Source organism: Microcoleus sp. Pol12B4 (genome assembly GCF_036701385.1).
Taxonomy (GTDB): domain Bacteria; phylum Cyanobacteriota; class Cyanobacteriia; order Cyanobacteriales; family Microcoleaceae; genus Microcoleus.
In genome coordinates this window covers 1-19,385 of the sequence record NZ_JAUBQR010000034.1, presented here as the reverse complement: position 1 = coordinate 19,385, position 19,385 = coordinate 1, and the positions used below count along the sequence as shown (strand labels likewise).

Below are 19,385 nucleotides of genomic sequence, written 5' to 3'. Positions count from 1 at the left end.
CGCTATCTGGTTCTCGGCAGTCCGGGTGTACCCTACATTTACTTTTTGAATCGCCGTGTTCGCTACACAGCCTACGTTTAGAGTTGTTTTATTTTCCGTCTTTGCTAATAGATTGTTTCGGCCAAGTAAACCGAAAAGTTGCTCCCTCGCCTTCAGCAGATTCTAGGAAAATACTGCCCCCTTGACCTTCGACTATTTTCTTCACTAGCGACAAACCAATCCCAGTATTTTCTACTTTATCGCGAGCTTCCAAGGTCTGAAAAATCACAAAAACTTTATCGTGATATTGAGGAGCAATCCCCGGCCCGTCATCCTCTACAGAAAACTCGTAAAAATCATCTAACTCTTTAACCGATATTGTTACATGACCCGATTCAGCTCGGTTGTGCTTAATTGCGTTGCTAATTAAATTAGAAAAAACCTGCTGTAGCGGTAATTTTTCGGTCACAAAAGTTGGCATTCCCGGTTCAACTTTCACCTCAAATTCAGACGGCGGCGCCAACGAATCAATAATTTCTGCTAATAAATTATCAACTTTTACCATTTCTGAAGGCACTTGAATCCGTCCGACGCGGGAATATTGCAGTAATCCCTCAATCAAACCTTCCATGCGGTGCACTCTGCCGCGCAGCAGGTTCATTTGGTGCAGAGTATCCTCTGTCATCGACTCGCTGAGGTCTTCTTCTATCCAACTGCTGAGATTTGCGATCGCCCTGAGCGGCGCTTTCAAATCGTGAGACACTACATAAGCAAACTGGTCTAATTCTTGATTTCGCTTTCTTAAAACATTCGTCGTTTGAGCCAGATTTTGGGCTGTCAACCTCAATTCTTGAGCACGTAAGCGCAGCGATTCCTCCGCTTGTTTCCGATCCCTAATATCTTCAACCACACTCATCAGAAATTGACTGCCATCTTGTTCTCGCAGCAGCGAAACCGTTAAGTTTGCCCACACCAACTCGCCGTCTTTGCGGATGTAGCGCTTTTCTAGAGAGAAATTTTCAATTTCTCCTGCTAACAATTGGCGCAAAAGTTCCAGTTCGCTTGCCAAATCTCCAGGCAAAGTAATATCCTGAAATCTTTTCTCCACCAATTCTTGGCGGCTGTAGCCCAAAATTTCGCATAGTTTTTGATTGACTAACAGAAATTTGCCTTCCACACTCGCTTGAACCATGCCGACTGCAGCCTGCTCAAAAGTAGCGCGAAACCGCTGCGCGCTTTCGGCCAAAGCAATTTCTGAGCGTTTGCGATCGCTAATATCGTTGCTGATTTCCAAAATAGCAATCGGTTGATCTTGCTCGTCGTACTGCAAAGTCCAGCGGCTTGCCACCGTTATTTTTGTACCGTCTTTTTTGGTTCGCACAAGTTCTCCTTGCCAAGAACCCTTCTCGAAAAATACTTTTTGAATTACCTCAAAAGGTTGGGTCCATTCTGTTTGTAAAAGCTTGTGAATATTTTTTCCTACTGCTTGCGACTTCCGCCACCCGTAGAGCCACTTCGCCCCCAAATTCCAATAAGAAATTGCCCCATTCAAGTCTAGTACCGCGATCGTATCGTTTGCCAAATCCAGCATTTGCGCTTGCTTTCGCAGAGTTTCCTCGGCTTGTTTTCGTCCTCTGGCATCGCGACAAATCGCAATAAACAAGTGTTGATTTGCCAGACGCATTTCGCTGACAGCTAACTCCATCGGAAACTTCGTTCCGTCGTGTCGAATTCCAACCGTTTCTTGCTGGTAAGTCTTCAGCGTAGTATCTGGATGTAACACAAAATATTCGACCGAATAATCCCCCACGCTGCTATGCGGCAGCGGTTGAGCGATCAGCCCCCGCAAGTTAGAGCCAATTATTCGATCGGCTTTCTCGCCAAAAATTTTTTCTGCTGCCCTATTAAAAGACTCAATATTTCCCTGTGCGTCCAAAGTAATAATACCGTCAGCCGCATTGTCTACTACAGCTTGAATGCGACTTTTACTTTCTTCCAAGCCAGCTTCCCGCTTTTTTAATTCCTTCTCTAAACTATCAAATAAATACCAGGAGGCCCCTGCACCCAAACAGCCGGAAAGCAAACCCGCAACTTGCACAAAATTAATGAAGTCTACCAACTCACCTACTTGCAGATCTACAGTTTTCTGGTAGGCTTCGCCGACATCAGAAAAGGCATTAATTTTTGTCCGCAGCTTATCCATGTTCAATTTGCCTTGAGCAAACACCTGAATTATTTCCGGCGACTGCATCCTTGTTGCCGAACTGTCCAGCTTATTCAAAGTGTTTTGCAAGAAATTTATTTGCTGTTCGGTACTTTTTTTTATTTCTTCAAATCGCTGAGGTTCCAGTTTGTTTTTTTGAACCAATACCTTAAGTTTAGCCAGCAGCGGAGGCAAACTCTTCTTTGCTTCTAAGTATGGTAATAGAAATTCGCGGCGCTTCGTCAAGCCATAACCCCTAACGCTCGTTTCCGCATCCACCACCATGGTTATCAAGCGGTTAGTTTCCTGAAGTATTGCCTTATTAGTATCTGCTCGCTTTCTTATGTGTAGGGCACTATCCCGGAGACCGGCAATTGCTAGCAGCGAAGCAAACAGAAAAATCATGGGGATAGCAATGATGACTGTTCCCCGCTGGCGAATTGGTCGGTCTGTCCATACAAAGTGGAGGCAGCGATCGAGCAAATACTTCACGGATATTGAAGGAGAAAGTTTGCTGCCAGTATATCGCTTTTTGGCAGTTTAGGCTATGGATAAGTTCGTTTTTTTTATTTGGCGATCGTCGGGGACTAACCGTGGAAACTAGATTAGACCCCTGCGATAGCTACCTGCTGACACTAACAGCAGATTTTTTGGCACGGTGTTTAAACTGAGGCAGGGAGAAAGAAAGGACTTTTTTCGACACCGAGACAGCAGGCGAAGGAGAAAGGATCGTTTCTGCTTTACCTTCGTTTGCGCCTTCGGCTTCTGCTTTTAAACTAGAGTCTGTTTCGCAAGTGTTTGGAACACTTGTAACTACAGTAGTCCACCTGCCTGTAGCCGGATCGCGATAACAAGTAAAAGGATTTATTTTTAGCGGTTGACTGCAAGGTTTAATCATGTAGATGCACTCCTTTGATTCTGAGAAATTGTGCATTGCTTTCAGCAGCAGTGCTATCTCGCCAGTAGAAGCAGTATGAAGGCAAAAAGCAGAATTGTGTTTCTGCGTCCAGAGACTTTTGAAACTTCCTGATTTCCTGTTAACTTTTCCCTTCTACTGCTTCGCGACCATAGCATTACTTTTACCAAATTGCCTTTCTGGAAGCAACCCCCCACCGCCTTAATTAGGTTGAGGTGGGATTTGTAAATGCAGCGAGGCGCCCGATCGTGCCTGCAGGACAATCTTGGAATAATATAGGTATTCTAGGCTGAAAAAAAATGCTACTGTGTGATCGACAACAGAGGTCGATCGCGATCGGTGTCACAATTAAAAAGGGAATTGGTAATTTGTAATAGCTAATTTGTAAGGGGGGAGTGGGTGATTGGGGAATGCTTCCCTCTTTTATCATCCGTTAAATCGGTTAAATCCGGTACAAAATTCCTGGCATAACCCACCCGTTAAATCCCTTAAATCCCTTACACTTCTAGTTGCCCAACTTGCTTCTAACTAATATCAACTTCTGCCTTTAAGTGAACAGTAAAAGTAGAGCCAACATCCAACTGACTCTCAACAGTGATATCGCCGCCCATCATCTGACAAAACAAGCGGCTAATGGCCAATCCTAAACCGGTGCCACCGTACTTGCGAGTAGTCGAAGCGTCCCCTTGAATAAAAGGTTCAAACACACCCTGCTGCTGTTCTGCCGACATTCCAATCCCCGTATCAGATACCTGCAAATAAACCCAATCGCTGCCGCCTGCTGGTTCGCGAGTCGCGCTCAACAGCACCGTTCCACCTTCGGTAAACTTCAGGGCATTGGATAGCAAATTAAACAGAATTTGCCGGACTTTAGTCAAATCTGCATACATCACCCCCAAATTTTCAGAGCAATAAACTTGCAATTGATTGTGATTTTTTTCGACCAAAGGGTACAAAGTGGCAACGACTTCTTCTATTAAATTACTGAGGTCAAATTTTTCTAAATAAAGCTCCATCCGACCGGCTTCTATCTTAGAAAGGTCTAGAATATCGTTAATTAAAGTGAGCAAATGTTTGCCGGCGTTATAAATTTTTTGGGTATCGGGAATGATGTCTTCGAGTCCCGTTTCCCGTGCTTCTTCTTGTAGCATTTCGCTGTAACCGATAATCGCGTTTAGCGGTGTCCGCAGCTCGTGGCTCATATTGGCTAAAAAAGTGCTTTTAGCTCTCGAAGCTGCTTCAGCTTTGTGTAAGGCTTCTTGCAAGGCTATTTCAGCTCTTTTGCGCTCGGCAATTTCGATGCGGAGCAGTTTATTGGCGGCGGTGAGTTGAGCGGTGCGCTGATCGACGGTCATTTCTAGCTGCGCTTTAGCTTTGGAGAGGGCTTCCTGAGCCCGCTGGCGCTCAAATCCTTCGATCGCCAGCGCTACCAAATTTGCCAAAGAATCAGCGAAGGTGCGCTCCTCCAGAGCCCACTGGCGGGGCGCGCCGATATGTTCCAGAGAGAGGATGCCCACGATCTGGCCACCGAGCCTAATTGCTACATTTAATATGGATGAATTGGGCTTGCTGGCATTTGGCCGCACAGCGGAATTTTCGGCTAGCGAAGATGAGTGGGACAAATTTGTGTGTAGAGAGTTTTGAGTCTTTGTCGTAGGTTCTAAAGCATTGTCCGATCGCAAATTTTCGCCCGGTGCGTCTCCTTCCACATCTAAAATTGATAAATTTAAATCGCTTGCCGATATGGACTCCCGGCTCAAATGATTCTCCTGGGTCCGATCGTACAAGTCGAGACAAACTAATTTGGGGTTGGGGATTTTAAACTTAGAATGATTAACCCCCTCGTGTTGCTCTGGGGCAGTGGCCTCTGTACCGAGTGCCTCTGTTTGGTTCTGGGCGAGAACTCTCTCTGTAAAATTTAGTTGCGGATCGCTGGGGTAGCGATTTCCAAATCTTCCATGGTTGTAAAGCCAGACGCTGACTTTTTCCACATCCAAAGTCCGGGCAGCAGCCTCGGTAATTTCGCGAATTCCCACATTCAGCGCACCGCTGTTGAGAGTCCTCTGCCTACCTAGCTGCAACAAAGCCAAACTCTGGCGGCGGAGACGCTTTTCGCTTTCTTGGAGGGTTTGTTCTGCTTCCTTGCGCTGGGTGAGGTCGTACAAGACGCACAATGCCGTCTGCTGTCCGTTAAACACCAGCGACTGAACCGAGATCATCGCCCAGAAAGCGCTGCCGTCTGATTTTTTGCAGTGGAGTTCGTAGTTTTGCAGGTATCCCTCTTTAGCAAGTGCCTCAAGTACCTTTGGGCGATCGGCGGGGTTGAAGTAAAAGTCTGGAGTGGTGCAGCCGATCAATTTTTCTAGAGGTATGTTCAGGAGAGAAGCCAATTGAGCGTTCGCATACATAATTAAGCCGTCACAGAGGCGAGAAACTAATATCGGCACGGGAGTTGCCGAGGCGATCGCCCGAAACTGCTCTTCGCTGGAACGCAGCGCCAACTGAGCTTTGCTCAGCAAGTGAGCTTCCATCGTATCTGAATGTTCGGTGGTAGTCTCCAGCAAAAGTTCTAGGTCAACCTTTTCGCGCTTCAAGTTTTCAAGTTCCGCACTCAGCCGCTGAACGTCGAATAGTAGCTGTTCTGTCGAGGGTTCTTCCTGCATAGCAATTGAAAATTGGTAATTTTTAGTCGGTTCTGAAGTTTTTTAGGGTTTTGTGCTAGTTTAACTATGACTTATTCCGATTAACTTCAGCCACCCTCATCCTGGTTCCCCGACTTAGCCGACGATTCATCTTTACCTTTTATCGTTGCTATTCGAATTCTAAGTGCAAGGAAGGCATCAGCCGCTGCAAGTTCTTCAGGGATTTGATCTGCCACGGGATCTCTTTAGAGCCTTTGATGGCGATTTGAATATTTTTTTGCTGGCGCACTTTGATCACAAATTTTGAGACAATATTAATTCCAGAGCTATTTAAAAATTCTAGCTTTCGCAAGTCTAGAGTAACGGTGTTTGGGCAGGAGTCAGCCACTTCGTTGAGCAGATCGACGATCGGTGCGTATTCTTCCACCTGGCTGAGTCGGAACGAGCCGCTACAGGTGACTGTTTGCGTAGCGCGATCGTACTGGATCGTGTAATCTTTGGTCTGAATCTCCATACTTTTGTGAGTTGCCGGTTTTGAGTGGTAAAGGGGCTTTGGCTGCGTGAGCGAGGATTGAGCTTCAGGCTAGCAGGATCAAAATTCAGCCGTTTGCCGAATGCCGAAGGCCTTTGCGGGTGTAACTTTTATTACATATACTGCCAACTGTACCATTGTCGTAGGACAGTTATGAGTTATTTTAGGATTTATCGGTTGTGATACCAGTTGGAATAAAGAATGCAACTGTTGACTAGCTCTCAACCCTGGTAGTCATCAGTCATTGCCAATCTAACATTTCAAATCTCAAATCTCAAATTGTATGAGTTGTGGGGGCTAACGAGACCAACTTTTTCTGCTGTTCCGAGCTATCAATTCGATTTTTTTCTCAACTTAACTATTGACAAAACTACCAAAATGTGAGAGATATTTCACATCTAACACAGAAGTGAAGGGGAGAATATTTAATGGCAATTTCAGGAATTACAGAAAAGCTTTTGGCGGCTAAAAAAGCTAAGGGAATTAGTTTTGCAGATTTGGAAAAAGTTTTAGGGCGCGACGAAGTTTGGATTGCCGCGCTTATTTACCGTCAAGCTACCGCATCACAAGATGAAGCCGAGAAAATTGTCTCGGTTTTAGGACTAGATAGCGAGACGGCTGCGGTTCTCTGTGAACCTCCGTTAAAAGGTTCTTTGGATGCCGGAGTTCCAGTAGACCCTCTGATTTATCGCTTCTATGAAATTATCCAGGTTTATGGGATGCCCCTCAAAGCAGTAATTCAGGAAAAATTTGGTGACGGGATTATGAGCGCGATCGACTTTACTTTGGATATCGAGAAAGAAGCAGACCCAAAAGGCGATCGAGTGAAAATAATTATGTCGGGAAAATTTTTGGAATATAAAAAATGGTAAGCCCGTGCCACTTTACTTCCCAGTGAAAATTAAAAATTTAACTTGGATCGAATCACTCATCACTAATGACTAAAGCCTCAAAAGTGTTAACTTAGAAATAGAGATCGCGAAGCTGGACTGGCTTGGGTGTCCGATCGGGAAACCCTTCTAGGGCAAAGCTAAGGTCGCTCCCGCGGCAACTTCCCCAGTCGAAACAAGCAACCGCAACCGTAAATTAAGAGGCAAATATGTCAAAATATGACTCCCATCTCAGATGCTCCTTTTGCGGCAAGTCGCAAGAGTACGTCCGCAAGTTAATAGCTGGGCCCGGCGTCTACATTTGCGATGAATGCGTGGAACTGTGCAATGAAATTTTAGAGGAGGAGTTCTTTGACTCCAGTAAAACAATTGGTCAACAGATTCCCCAATCAGAGGTGCGAGAGTCTCAGGGACAAGGAACGCGGCGCCCGGGTCGATCCAACAAATCGAAAATCGTTTTAGCTCAAATTCCGAAACCAACAGAGATTAAGCAGCATTTAGACAACCACGTCATCGGCCAGCATTCAGCAAAAAAAGTCCTTTCTGTAGCAGTTTATAACCACTACAAGCGCTTGAGCGTTGACCAAGCTAAAGATAGCGAGAAGTCTTCCCCTGACAGCGATGTAGAACTGCAAAAATCCAACATCCTGCTAGTCGGGCCCACAGGTTGTGGCAAAACTTTGTTAGCGCAAAGTTTGGCGCAAATGCTGGAAGTGCCCTTTGCGGTAGCGGATGCGACGACACTGACAGAAGCTGGATATGTCGGCGACGATGTAGAAAATATCTTGCTGCGGCTGTTGCAAATGTCCGATTTTGATGTCGAATCGGCGCAGCGGGGCATTATTTATATTGATGAAATTGACAAGATTGCTCGCAAAAGCGAAAACACTTCGATCACCAGGGATGTATCGGGAGAAGGTGTGCAGCAAGCACTGCTAAAAATGTTGGAAGGAACAGTGGTTAATGTTCCCCCGCAAGGCGGCCGCAAACATCCTTATCAAGATTTTATTCAAGTTGACACTAGCAAAATTCTATTTATTTGTGGCGGTGCTTTTGTCGGTTTGGAAAAAATAGTTGAACAGCGTTTGGGCAAAAAATCTTTGGGCTTTATTCAGCCAACGGAAAGCGACAGCAACTCGACTTTGCCGGCGAAAGACAAGCGGGCGGCTGATATTTTGCAGCAGGTACAGCCGGACGATTTAGTCAAGTTTGGTTTGATTCCTGAGTTTGTGGGGCGGATACCGGTGGTAACGGTGATTTCGCCGCTGGATGAGGCAGCTTTGATGCAGATATTGACTGAGCCCCGGAATGCGCTGGTGAAGCAGTATCAAAAGCTGTTGAAGATGGACAGCGTGGAATTGGAATTCCAGCCGGAAGCGCTACGGGCGATCGCCCAGGAGGCCTATCGTCGCAAAACTGGCGCGAGAGCTCTCCGCAGCATTTTAGAAGAGTTAATGCTGGATGTGATGTACGAGTTGCCTTCTCGCAAGGATGTGGCTAACTGTATGATTACTCCTGAAATGGTCGAGAAGCGATCGACTGCTGAATTGCTGTGGCATCCCGCATGGCACAAACAGCACGAAACTGCATAATTTATAGTTTATAGGGTGCTTGTGGCGCACCCTACAAGCTTGGCAAATTTTAGTTTATGACAGTTAAAAAAATGTCAGTCAATGTAGCTAAAGCCAGTCAAAAATCGAGCTTGTCAGTATCCAGTTTGCTGCCGAGGATTGCAATTTACACCGCGGTTGTGGCTGGCGTCATGGCGTCATTTTACGATTTTCAATTCAATACGATCGTCCCGCCCCCGTCCCCCTCAAGGGGTAAGAATTTTTTTGAAGCCATACAATATATTTCAAGCATCAATATAGCGCAGCAAGCTTACTATGCAGAATACGGTCAATTTAGCGATTCCATTGCAAAATTGGGTATTGGAATTAAAGAAGAGACCAATAACTATTATTACACGCTCGTCTCATCAATGGGCCCGGTTCAAACTAGGCACAATCACAGCAGACCAGCACAATTTGAAAGCGCGATCGCGATTGCCCAACCTAATGATATGAGTATCGAGAAATCTTACACTGGCGCAGTGTTTGCTTTTAAAGAAAAGGGCAGCAATATTATAACAACTATTGCTGCAATTTGCGAGAGCGATCGAATTAATGCAAGTTATGCAGAAACTTGGAATCCGCCAACTTTTGACGGCAAAGAAATTCACTGCCAGCCCGGAACAACTATCTTAAGGTAAGACCTTGAAACTATTTTGCGCCACTCTTTCACCCTCTAAAAAAAATTCAAACTTCCAATTTCCCGGCTTGTCATCCTTTTGAAAATTGTACCAACACCAAGTATTTAATCGATCGCCCGTCGTTTTTAAATAAGATTCACTTTGGGCTGCGGATAGTTTTTGAGGGTTGACAACCTTACAATAACTTCTATATTCTCCTTCTGGCAAGTTAGCAGCGCTTACAGTAAAATAGACTTTTTTGTTTTGCTTCAAAGACCAAACATCCCTAAGTTTCGTTGATTCTAATTCGTCAGTTAACATTACTTGAGTCTTAGGGTTAAAATTTTCTGAGTTGATTACTCGCTTGATATCTACTGCTGTTTGAGGTGCGGGAGATTTCCAAAAAAGCAGAATAAAAATAGCAGAAATTGCTGTTAATACTCCGACTGATATGAATACCAGTTTTAAGTTGTTACGCTGCTGAACTACTTCGAGGGGAATCAAAGCATTTAAGGCGGCATCTGCGGAAGGATAGCGGTGTTTGAAATTAGGTTCCACCATTTTTTGCAGCCAGTCAAGGAATTCTGGAGTTAGCTGCGGCAAGTGATGTTTAAAATTAATCCGCCCGGTATCGTCCATCAAACTGCCAATTTCAGTAGAATTGATGCCGATTAGCAAGCAAATTAGCGTCGCGCCGAGACTGTATAAATCAGATGCAACAGTTAGCTGCCGATTGAAAATTTGTTCTGGTGGCATAAAGCCCAAAGTGCCTTTAACAACGCTGCTGGCGGCCACTTCTCCCCCGCCGATTCTAGCAAATCCGAAATCGACAAGGCTGACATTCAGGCGATCGTCCACCAAGATATTTTCCGGTTTTAAATCTCTGTGAATCACTGGAGGAACGCGGTTTTGCAAGTATTTGAGAATTTCTAAAACAGAGATAGCAATTTGCTTGGTTCGCTGCGGTGTTAGCTGACGCAAAATAGCGAGAGAGTTGGCATTTTTGTATTCCTGAACCATGCAGAAACCCGAGGCAGTTTGGAAGGAATCTAAATAGCGCGGAATGTTGGGATGATCCAGTTCTCGCAAAATCTTAATTTCTTGTTCGCACGCTTGATATTGAGCCCAATTAGCGCCTGTTTGGGCAAATTGAAATTGTTTGACAGCGACGGAACGTTGGGTATTAATTTCGGTAGCGAGATAGGTAACTCTCCCGCCGGCGCGATTGTGTCCGAGTTCGCAAGTTACTTGATAGCCGTAGTTAGAAAAGTCAGGAAAAGCGTCCATAAATTTGTAATGTCTGTAGTAATGACTTCAGTCTTTAAAATTCTTGAATAATCTGAACTAAAGTTATTCGTAGGAACGGTTGATTATGGTTTAATCAAAAATGGCTTGGATTGGCGGTAGGCAGCAATCATTCTGTTTCTTTTAATAACAATTAAGTAAAGTAATGGAATAGCGGTGACGAGGAGAGGAGCAGTCGCACTTGCTGCTAAAACTAAAACTTTTAAGGGTTCGATCGATCCCATTTCATTTGCCAACCTTAAGTACCGTTGAAATACGGCTCCTAAAGTGATGTAAAATCCAGCGGTGAGAAATGCGATTGCTACAGCATCTTTCTTGAAAAAACCTCTTTTAATCTGTTCGTCACTCCTGGCTTTAGCTAAGGTATAAACTACCTTAAAACAACCCAAATTAGTAACTAAAAGGACAAATATCACTGCTATGCTCGACGGTAAATTAAAGACAATCCAAAGTCCACAAGCTACAAAAGCCAGGATTGTCAAACTCCTACTCTTCTCAAAACCACCTGAAGCACCAACTATAGCTGAAATCACCAAACAAAAAATTAAAGCGATTTCTTTACCCGTACTATTACCAAAAACACTACCAACAAGTGAGGAAAAAGTAGTCGTTGCAAGAAATATTACTGTAATTCCTAAAGTGGCTCCTAAGATAGATTGAAACCAATTTACAGTTTTATTTACTTTTGTATATAGAGTCTTTTCTTTTTCTGTGTAGAGCGTCTTTTCTGCTGCCGCAAAACCCGGAAGTAGCACAGCTATTAATGTAAAAAACATCCCTCGATCCATCGGGTTGCTTAGCAGCCAACCTACGCAGACAAACACCAACATAAAACTCCCTCTATCTTTAAACAAATATGGCATTTGCTTGGGTTCTAGAAGAGGAGCTGTTTTAACTTGAATCTCAATTTTATGGGTATCTGGATCGGAATTAACGTGGAGTATCATCTGGCGATGATAAATTTTACTTGCTAGCAATTTGCTCGTATCTACCGTTATTTTGCACCTGACCTCATTGCCCTCAAATTTTGGCGGTTCAAAGGAGATGCAAGGGTGGTCGTAAGGAGTATGTGGCGGATCGTTCGGATGCGGTGCTACTTCCCATCGACCTGCTAAAATTGTATCGGGAATAGGGTTGCTAACGGTAACGAGTTGTGTTACTTTGTCTCCATATTCTGCGGCGGTGAATTGAATGCGATCGCGCTCAATTCTAACTTTCGGCAAGCTGCTGACATCCAAAGATTCTAGCGCAGTTAAAGCATCCGCAGCCGATGGATATCTGTCTTGCAATCTCGGCGCTACCATTGTTTCCAGCCAGTTCATCCAACCACGCTGTAACGGCGGGACTAAATGCCGGAAATGAATGCTATAATTATCATCAATCAAGTTGCCTATTTCCCCCGATTGTGTACCACTTAATAAGCAAATTAGCGTCGCTCCCAAGCCGTAAAGGTCGGATGCTTTGGTTAATTTTCGGTTGAACATTTGTTCCGGTGGCATGAATCCCATCGTGCCTTTGACGACGCTGCTAGCCCCGATATTTCCACCTCCTAGCCTAGCAAAACCAAAGTCAACTAAATAAACATTAAGTTCGTCATCTATCAACAAGTTTTCTGGCTTAATGTCGCGGTGAATTATCGGCGGTTTCTGAGATTGCAGGTCAACTAAAATGTCTAAGGCTGCGATCGCGATTTCTTTGATATCCGGCAGGGAAAAAGTCTGCGCGACAGCAGATTCGGCATTTTTGTATTCCTGCATCATGCAGAAACCGCTGTCAGTTTGAAAAGAATCCAGATAGCGGGGAATGCCCGGAAAATCCAGTTTTTGCAAAACTTTAACTTCTTGTTCGTAAGCTTCGTATTCTGCCCAGCTAGCGCCTAATTGGGCAAATTGAAATTGCTTAATTACAACTAATTTTTGAGTATTCGTATTTTTTGCTAAGTATGTAACTCTGCCGCCGAGACTGTTGTGTCCGAGTTCTTTTTCAATCTGATAGCCGTGAGGGTAAAAATCGGGGAAGGCGTTCATATAGTTTGTAGTAATGTTCTTGTGGGAGGGGCTTCTAGTCCGTCATTAACAGGTAAGATGCCTGTTCCACAACAAACAGCGATTTTTTTTTGATGGGCTTTTATCCTGTCAGCAACAGGCAAGATGTCTGTTCCACAAAGAGTTATTTTTTTTGCATGGATCGACATTACCAACATAACTTTTTTCCAAAAATGCGGCAAGTGCGGTATGATGTGATTTTGCGATCGGTTCTAGCGGAGAGCAGCCGTTAGAGGAAACGGGGAAAGTTCGGTGCAAGTCCGGCGCTGTCCCGCAACTGTAATGAAACCCTTGTGGTTTCTCAAGTCAGAATGCCCGCCGATATCTAACTCACTTTTGAACGCATCTGCGAGGTACGGATGATGGATGGAATTAACACGGCTGTACGCACAAAGCACAGTCTATTTGTTTGCACTGCTTGCGCTAGTGTTTGGAAAAACGGCAAGCGCGAAGGTAAAAGCGGCGGTCAACAATTCATGGAAAATTTGTCGCAACTCGCTAAAGATTGGGAGTTTTCTGATAAGTTTGAAATTCAAGAGGTTGAGTGCATGAGTGCTTGCAGTCACTCTTGTGCGGTGTCTTTTGCTGCTGTTGGAAAGTACACTTATCTGTTTGGTGATTTACCAGCAAATGAGTCGGAAAGCGTCGAGGCGGTACTCGAGTGCGCGGGTCAATACTATGCTAAACCGGACGGTTTGTTGCCTTGGTCTGAGCGTCCTCAAGCTCTGAAAAAAGGTGTTTTAGCAAAAATTCCACCGCTGGCAAATTAGAGCCTTTCTCGTTACCATGCTCTGCCCATTGCTGACAACTTAACGTCAAACCATCGTCTCTCTTGTTTTTATCGAAATCTAGATCCCCCCTAACCCCTTAATAAGGGGGGACAAGAAATATTCTCAAAGTCCCCCTTCTTAAGGGGGATTTAGGGGGATCTAGACTTTGCCTAAAAGCGACTTTTATTGTAGGTTTCAGTCTTAAGTTGTTACCTACGATCTCGGCCTGGTAAGGCATACTCAGAGGATCTGCTTCGTATTAAAAGCGCTCCTTTATTCCAGCGAGGCAGAGCCTCTAGATCAGCATTCCCAGGCTCTGCCTGGGAACGAGATATCCCACCATCAAATAAGCACAAAATTATCAATGCACAAAATTCCTGTTACTGTCATCACTGGTTTTCTTGGTAGCGGCAAAACTACTTTAATTCGCCACTTATTGCAAAATAATCAAGGTCGCCGCATTGCTGTTCTGGTGAACGAATTTGGCGAAATCGGTATTGACGGAGAATTGCTGCGCGATTGCCAAGTTTGCGACGAAGAAGAAAATGTTAGCAGCAATATTGTTGAACTAACAAATGGTTGTCTTTGCTGCACTGTTCAAGAGGAATTCTTGCCGACTATGCAGGAATTGTTGAAGCGCCGAGAACAAATTGATTGTATCTTAATTGAGACTTCGGGCCTCGCACTTCCTAAACCTTTAATTCAAGCTTTTCGCTGGCCGGAAATTCGTACGGGTGCTACTGTAGACGGTGTGGTTGCTGTTGTCGATTGCGAAGCTATTGCTAGCGGTACTTTTGTCGGTGATATCGATGCTTTGATGGCACAGCGACAGGCTGATTCTAGTTTAGATCACGAAACTCCGATCGAGGAATTGTTTGAAGACCAGTTAGCCTGTGCCGATATGGTACTTTTAACGAAGGTCGATCGCGTAGATGCGGAAACTCACCAGAAAGTCCAAAGCTGGTTGCAGCAAGAGTTACGTCCGAGTGTGAAAATTGTGCCTTGCAAAGGTGGCGAAATTAACCCCGATGTGCTAATGGGATTTAATGCGGCGGTTGAGGATGATTTGGAGTCTCGTCCGAGTCACCACGACACTGAGGAGGAACACGAACATGATGATGATATTAACTCGACTTACTTTATTGCCGATCGCGAATTTGAACCTGAAGCATTGGTGAAAAAACTGCAATCCTTGATGCAGCAGGAGGAAATCTATCGGATTAAAGGATTTGTGGCGGTTCCCAAGAAACCGATGAGGATGGTGTTGCAAGGTGTGGGTTCGCGGATAGAATATTTTTACGATCGCCCTTGGCAACCTTCCGAACTCCGCCAAACCAAATTAGTGCTGATCGGTCGAGAGTTAGAGCGCGATCGAATTGCAGCTATGATTAACAACTAATTGTCCTCTGAGAGGGGCGGGTTTATCGATATTTTGAATTGCAGCAAATATTATTGGTAAAACTCGCCCCGACAAGCTCTCACCAACCATTTATTAATATTATTTGATATTGTGGGCGCTACCAGCAGGTCTGGTGTACAATAGCGATAATGGTTATCATTGTACAATAATCGAGGTCAAGTATGGTGACTGCTAGGGCGATCGAATCAGTTCCTGTTACCGTTCTCACAGGCTATTTAGGTGCAGGCAAAACCACGCTGCTCAACCGAATTTTAACACAGGAACACGGCAAAAAAGTTGCAGTCATCGTCAACGAATTCGGCGAAGTAGGCATCGACAACCAACTGATAATTGATGCCGATGAAGAAATTTTTGAGATGAACAACGGCTGCATTTGCTGTACAGTCAGAGGCGATTTAATTAGGATTATCGGCAACTTGATGAAGCGGCGAGACAAATTCGATCACATAGTCATCGAAACCACAGGTTTAGCCGACCCCGCACCAGTAATTCAAACCTTTTTTGTAGACGAAGATATGCGGAATCAATTGCTGCTAGACGCAGTTGTCACCGTCGTCGATGCCAAGCACATCTGGCAGCACTGGGACGCCGACGAAGCTCAAGAACAAATTGCCTTCGCTGATGTAGTTTTGCTCAACAAAACTGATTTAGTGACTGACGAAGAATTGGCAGAATTAGAAAAGCGAATTCGCGCCATGAATGCAATGACCAAAATTTACCGTACCCGCAACGCTGAATTAGCAATGGAGGCTTTGTTGGGCGTTAAAGCATTTGATTTGAACCGCGCATTAGAAATCGAACCTGACTTTTTGGGCGAACATACTCACGAACACGATGAAACAGTTACCTCCGTAGCCATAGTAGAATCCGGCGCCCTTGACCGCAACAAATTTAGCGATTGGATGGAGGAATTGTTGCGAACTCAAGGCCCGAATATCTTTCGGACAAAAGGCATTTTGAATGTAGCCGGAGACAATAAGCGATTTGTTTTTCAAGGAGTACACATGGTGTTCGATGGCCACCCGGATAGACCTTGGAAAGCCACCGAAACTCCGAAAAATGAACTCGTATTCATCGGCCGCCACTTAAACGAAAATCAATTGCGAGAGGATTTCCGTCGGTGTCTAGTTTAAAAAGTAGCGAACAAACCCTGGAATTTCACGCCGAAGCAATGCTGTCTGACTACGTAACTGCTGTTACTTGGTCGCCGGATGGTACAAGTTTAGCAGTCTGTTCTGCTGCGGGGGAAGTGATGCTGGCGGCAGTAGGGGAAGTTAATGAATTGTCCTTGCAAACACTACAAAGTGCCACGGGTAAGTCAGCCGATTGTTTGTCTTTTTCCCGCGACAGTCAATTCCTAGCTGCTGGCGGACAAGACGGAAAAATGCGAATTTGGCGGGTTAATTCTGGGGAATTAATTGCTGATTTGGATAACCACCGCGTCTGGGTTGATAAGTTAGCTTGGAGTCCCAACTGCAACCAGTTAGCTTTCAGTATGGGCCGCTACGTTCAAGTCTGGAATGTTGAGGATAATGTTGTTGAAGTAACGCTGAATTTCGAGTCATCATCTATCCTCGATTTAGCATGGCATCCGATGGTTCAATATCTGGCAGTTAGCGGCTATCAAGGTGTCAAAGTTTGGCATGGCGAAGACTGGGACGAAGACCCGGAAATTTTATCAGTACCCTCTGCAACCGGTGCAATTGCTTGGTCGCCACATGGGGAATATTTAGCTTGTGGCAATATGGACAATAGTCTCATTGTTAATGAATGGGGCAATTTTGAACCGTGGGTAATGCAGGGTTTTCCGGGAAAAGTTCGGGAGTTAGCTTGGTCGGATAAAAATAATGCTTTGGGGGCGCCTTTGTTAGCTGCTACGAGTTCGGAAGGCATTTCAGTGTGGGAAAAACAGGCTGATGAAAGTGTCGGTTGGAATTCTTGGGGGCTAGAAGTGCATGAAAAAGTTGTAAATGCGATCGCCTTTCAACCTAGCACATTTTTATTAGCTTCCGCCGCCGCAGACGGTCAAGTTTGTTTGTGGGAGGAAGCAGAACAATTGCTGCAAATTCTAGAAGGTGCAGAGGGCGGTTTTTCCTGTCTCGCATGGCATCCCGAAGGCCAGTTTCTCGCCGCTGGCGGCTGTGGAGGCGAATTGCTGGTTTGGTCATAAATCTATGCGTGGCAAAGGGTTCGGGGGGCGGTAAGTTGGCATAAGGGGCGCACCAGTTTGACCAAAAGATAAAAATTGAAAACTTGGTCTTGACAAAATGCTAGATTACAATACCATTTTAGTGGCTGCACTATCCTCAAAGGCGATCGACAATTATGACCCAACAGCAATTTCTCGAACAAATCAACACGATTCTCGACCAAAACCACCTGCTGAAACACCCGTTCTACCAAATGTGGAACGAAGGTAAACTCGACCTAGCAATGCTGCAAGAGTACGCCAAAGAATACTACCTGCAAGTCCACAACTTCCCCACCTATGTCAGCGCTACGCACGCCGCCTGCGACGACATCAAAATTCGTCAAATGCTTCTCGAAAACCTGATAGAAGAAGAGAGAGGCGCTGCTAATCACCCTGAACTGTGGCTGCGCTTTGCCGAAGGTTTGGGTTTAGACAGAAATGCAGTTATCGATCACGAACACTTAGAAAAAACCAGCGAATCCGTTCGCATTCTCAAAGACTTAGCGCGCAGCGAATCGCCTGTCAAAGGTTTAGCAGCTCTTTACGCTTACGAAGCGCAAATTCCCGAAGTTTCTACAACCAAAATCGCTGGATTGAAGGAATTTTACGGCATCGATTCCGAAGCGGCTTTGTCTTTCTTTAAAGTTCACGAAAAAGCAGACGAGTTCCACTCGGAAGCCACCCGCGAAGCGCTATTAGAGCTTTGCCAAACTGAAGAAGCCAAACAGGAAGCGCTGTTAGCCACTGAGAAAGCAACTTTTGCTATCAACTTACTGCTTGACGGCGTTTACGAAGCTTATTGTCAAGCTAAGTAAGCGTCAAAAACGCATAATTTGTGGGGCGGGCGGGACGCCCAAGGAGTGTCAGCTTAATCCGAAATCCCGCCAGGGGTTTCAACCACTGCAGGACTATGGGTTGTACCTTAAGTTGACACTGCTTGGGCAATTCTCTGTCCCTACGGGGAACTTTTTGCCTAAGCAAGCGTAAAAAACCCACAACAAATAGAGTGTGTGCATCCAATAGTGTTATCCTCTCTTTCGTGTCAAAACCCCTTGACTGGGACTGAACAGCAAAGCTACTAAAAATAACCCAAAAACAACTAATACAATTGCCGCACCCGACGGCATATTCAAATAATAGCTGAGATACATACCGCTCACGCTAGCTGCTATCCCAAGAATTGCTCCCAATCCCATCATTAAATGCAGCTCTTTTACCAACAAATACGCCGTAATTCCCGGCCCGATTAACAGCGAAATTACTAACAGCGCGCCCACAGTTTGCAAACTCGCAACAATCGTCAGCGTAATCGCCGAAATCATCCCGAAATAAATCCAGTTTACAGGCAAACCTGACGCTTGCGCCCCCAACGGGTCAAAAGTATAGAATAGCAGTTCTTTGTAAAGGAGTTTAACCGCCACCAAAATTATCAAAGTTATGACAAAAGTCTGCTGCACGTCAGCAGGTGCAACTGACAAGATATTCCCGAACAAAAAACCGTCTAAGTCTAATTTTGTTGTACGCAAAACGCTAATTAAGGTGATGCTAATTGCTAAAAATGTAGATAAAATTAATGCCATTACAGCATCAATTTTTAGACGAGATTGTGATTGAATCCACGCCATAATTACAGCGCTGATAATTCCAGAGATAAACGCGCCGATCGAAATATTGAAGCCTAAAGAAAAAGCCACAGGCAACCCGGCTAACACTGAATGGGCAATCATATCAACCATCATTCCCATTTGCTGTACAATTAAATAGGAGCCAACAACGGCGCAGAGAATTCCTAGCAAAATTCCGACGGCGATCGCGTTTCGCATGAACTCGAATTGTAGTGGCTCAATTAGTAGGTTTAACATTGAATTACATCAATAATAGGATTTTTTAAAGCACAGTCAACTGCACAGGCGGGACGCCCGTGCCACAATCAACTTTAAAGATAAATCTTTTTTTTACTTACGCTGAAACTAAACTTAAATCGTATCCATAGGCTTTTTGAATATTCGCGGCGGTGAGAACTTCCCGGCAGGAACCCGTTGCAATTAACTGCTTATTTAGCAATAATAAATTGTCGTACTGTTTTAAAGTTTCGCCTAAATCGTGGCTGATTACTAGCAATGTTTTATTTTGGGCTTTTAGTTCGGAAAAAATATCGAAAATAATTTCTTCGGTTGCTTTGTCTATCGCGTTAAAAGGTTCGTCGAAGAAGAATAAATCGGCTTGTTGGGCGATCGACCTTGCTAAGAAAATCCGCTGCTG

General features: G+C 44.7%; 15 protein-coding genes, 1 pseudogene and 1 riboswitch. Of the genes and pseudogenes, 8 read left to right on the top strand and 8 right to left on the bottom strand.

Annotated features, from left to right (window positions below):
• Window positions 1-88 precede the first annotated feature (88 nt).
• The 4 genes from QUA38_RS07285 to QUA38_RS07270 form a co-directional block, all read right to left on the bottom strand.
• Window positions 89-2,674: a PAS domain S-box protein gene (locus QUA38_RS07285; RefSeq protein ID WP_333160463.1), complete on the bottom strand. Its 2,586-nt coding sequence runs from the start codon at window positions 2,672-2,674 to the stop codon at window positions 89-91.
• Between the two features lie 130 nt (window positions 2,675-2,804).
• A complete protein-coding gene (locus QUA38_RS07280) occupies window positions 2,805-3,080 on the bottom strand; it encodes a hypothetical protein (RefSeq protein WP_333160461.1) in 276 nt (91 codons plus the stop codon).
• Window positions 3,081-3,622: 542 nt separating this feature from the next.
• On the bottom strand, window positions 3,623-5,761 hold the full coding sequence (locus tag QUA38_RS07275) for an ATP-binding protein (RefSeq protein ID WP_333160459.1): 2,139 nt from the start codon (window positions 5,759-5,761) through the stop codon (window positions 3,623-3,625).
• A 148-nt stretch (window positions 5,762-5,909) separates the two neighbouring features.
• Window positions 5,910-6,254, bottom strand: a complete 345-nt coding sequence (locus QUA38_RS07270) for a slr1659 superfamily regulator (protein ID WP_333160458.1) — start codon at window positions 6,252-6,254, stop codon at window positions 5,910-5,912.
• Window positions 6,255-6,700: 446 nt separating this feature from the next.
• On the opposite strand from QUA38_RS07270, the gene cynS reads away from it, so the two are divergent.
• The 3 genes from cynS to QUA38_RS07255 all read left to right on the top strand — a co-directional run bounded on the left by cynS (window position 6,701) and on the right by QUA38_RS07255 (window position 9,413).
• Complete coding sequence (cynS, locus tag QUA38_RS07265) at window positions 6,701-7,144, top strand: cyanase (RefSeq protein ID WP_333160456.1); 444 nt, start codon at window positions 6,701-6,703, stop codon at window positions 7,142-7,144.
• 227 nt (window positions 7,145-7,371) lie between these two features.
• Window positions 7,372-8,754, top strand: coding sequence for an ATP-dependent protease ATP-binding subunit ClpX (gene clpX, locus QUA38_RS07260; RefSeq protein WP_333156896.1), 1,383 nt, complete (start codon window positions 7,372-7,374; stop codon window positions 8,752-8,754).
• Between the two features lie 56 nt (window positions 8,755-8,810).
• Complete coding sequence (locus QUA38_RS07255; protein ID WP_333160454.1) at window positions 8,811-9,413, top strand: type IV pilin-like G/H family protein; 603 nt, start codon at window positions 8,811-8,813, stop codon at window positions 9,411-9,413.
• Here QUA38_RS07255 and QUA38_RS07250 read toward each other — a convergent pair.
• Together QUA38_RS07250 and QUA38_RS07245 are read right to left on the bottom strand one after the other, a co-directional pair.
• On the bottom strand, window positions 9,405-10,679 hold the full coding sequence (locus tag QUA38_RS07250) for a serine/threonine-protein kinase (RefSeq protein WP_333160452.1): 1,275 nt from the start codon (window positions 10,677-10,679) through the stop codon (window positions 9,405-9,407). The genes QUA38_RS07255 and QUA38_RS07250 overlap by 9 nt on opposite strands.
• Before the next feature lie 83 nt (window positions 10,680-10,762).
• The gene (locus tag QUA38_RS07245; protein ID WP_333160450.1) at window positions 10,763-12,724 is read right to left on the bottom strand and encodes a serine/threonine-protein kinase; all 1,962 of its coding nucleotides are present in this window, start codon (window positions 12,722-12,724) and stop codon (window positions 10,763-10,765) included.
• A gap of 208 nt (window positions 12,725-12,932) precedes the next feature.
• Window positions 12,933-13,079: riboswitch (cobalamin riboswitch) on the top strand.
• A gap of 22 nt (window positions 13,080-13,101) precedes the next feature.
• Here QUA38_RS07245 and QUA38_RS07240 point away from each other — a divergent pair.
• The 5 genes from QUA38_RS07240 (at window position 13,102) to QUA38_RS07220 (ending at window position 17,938) form a co-directional block, all read left to right on the top strand.
• Window positions 13,102-13,512, top strand: coding sequence for a DUF1636 domain-containing protein (locus QUA38_RS07240; protein ID WP_333160448.1), 411 nt, complete (start codon window positions 13,102-13,104; stop codon window positions 13,510-13,512).
• Window positions 13,513-13,876: 364 nt separating this feature from the next.
• Entirely contained in the window at window positions 13,877-14,911 is a 1,035-nt protein-coding gene (gene cobW / locus QUA38_RS07235) for a cobalamin biosynthesis protein CobW (protein WP_333160446.1), read from the top strand.
• Window positions 14,912-15,093: 182 nt separating this feature from the next.
• Window positions 15,094-16,065 (top strand): GTP-binding protein, encoded by a 972-nt coding sequence (locus QUA38_RS07230; RefSeq protein WP_333160444.1) that lies wholly within the window; start codon window positions 15,094-15,096, stop codon window positions 16,063-16,065.
• Window positions 16,053-17,102: a WD40 repeat domain-containing protein gene (locus QUA38_RS07225; RefSeq protein ID WP_333160441.1), complete on the top strand. Its 1,050-nt coding sequence runs from the start codon at window positions 16,053-16,055 to the stop codon at window positions 17,100-17,102. Before QUA38_RS07230 ends, QUA38_RS07225 begins: the two co-directional genes overlap by 13 nt.
• Window positions 17,103-17,257: 155 nt before the next feature.
• Window positions 17,258-17,938, top strand: coding sequence for a CADD family putative folate metabolism protein (locus tag QUA38_RS07220; RefSeq protein ID WP_333160439.1), 681 nt, complete (start codon window positions 17,258-17,260; stop codon window positions 17,936-17,938).
• Between the two features lie 210 nt (window positions 17,939-18,148).
• On the opposite strand, the gene QUA38_RS07215 is transcribed toward QUA38_RS07220, so the two are convergent.
• Window positions 18,149-18,985 carry a metal ABC transporter permease gene (locus QUA38_RS07215; protein ID WP_333160437.1) on the bottom strand — a complete coding sequence of 279 codons (837 nt, stop codon included), beginning with the start codon at window positions 18,983-18,985 and terminating at the stop codon, window positions 18,149-18,151.
• A gap of 97 nt (window positions 18,986-19,082) precedes the next feature.
• Window positions 19,083-19,385 (bottom strand): annotated as a pseudogene (locus QUA38_RS07210) (manganese ABC transporter ATP-binding protein); the annotation flags it as partial.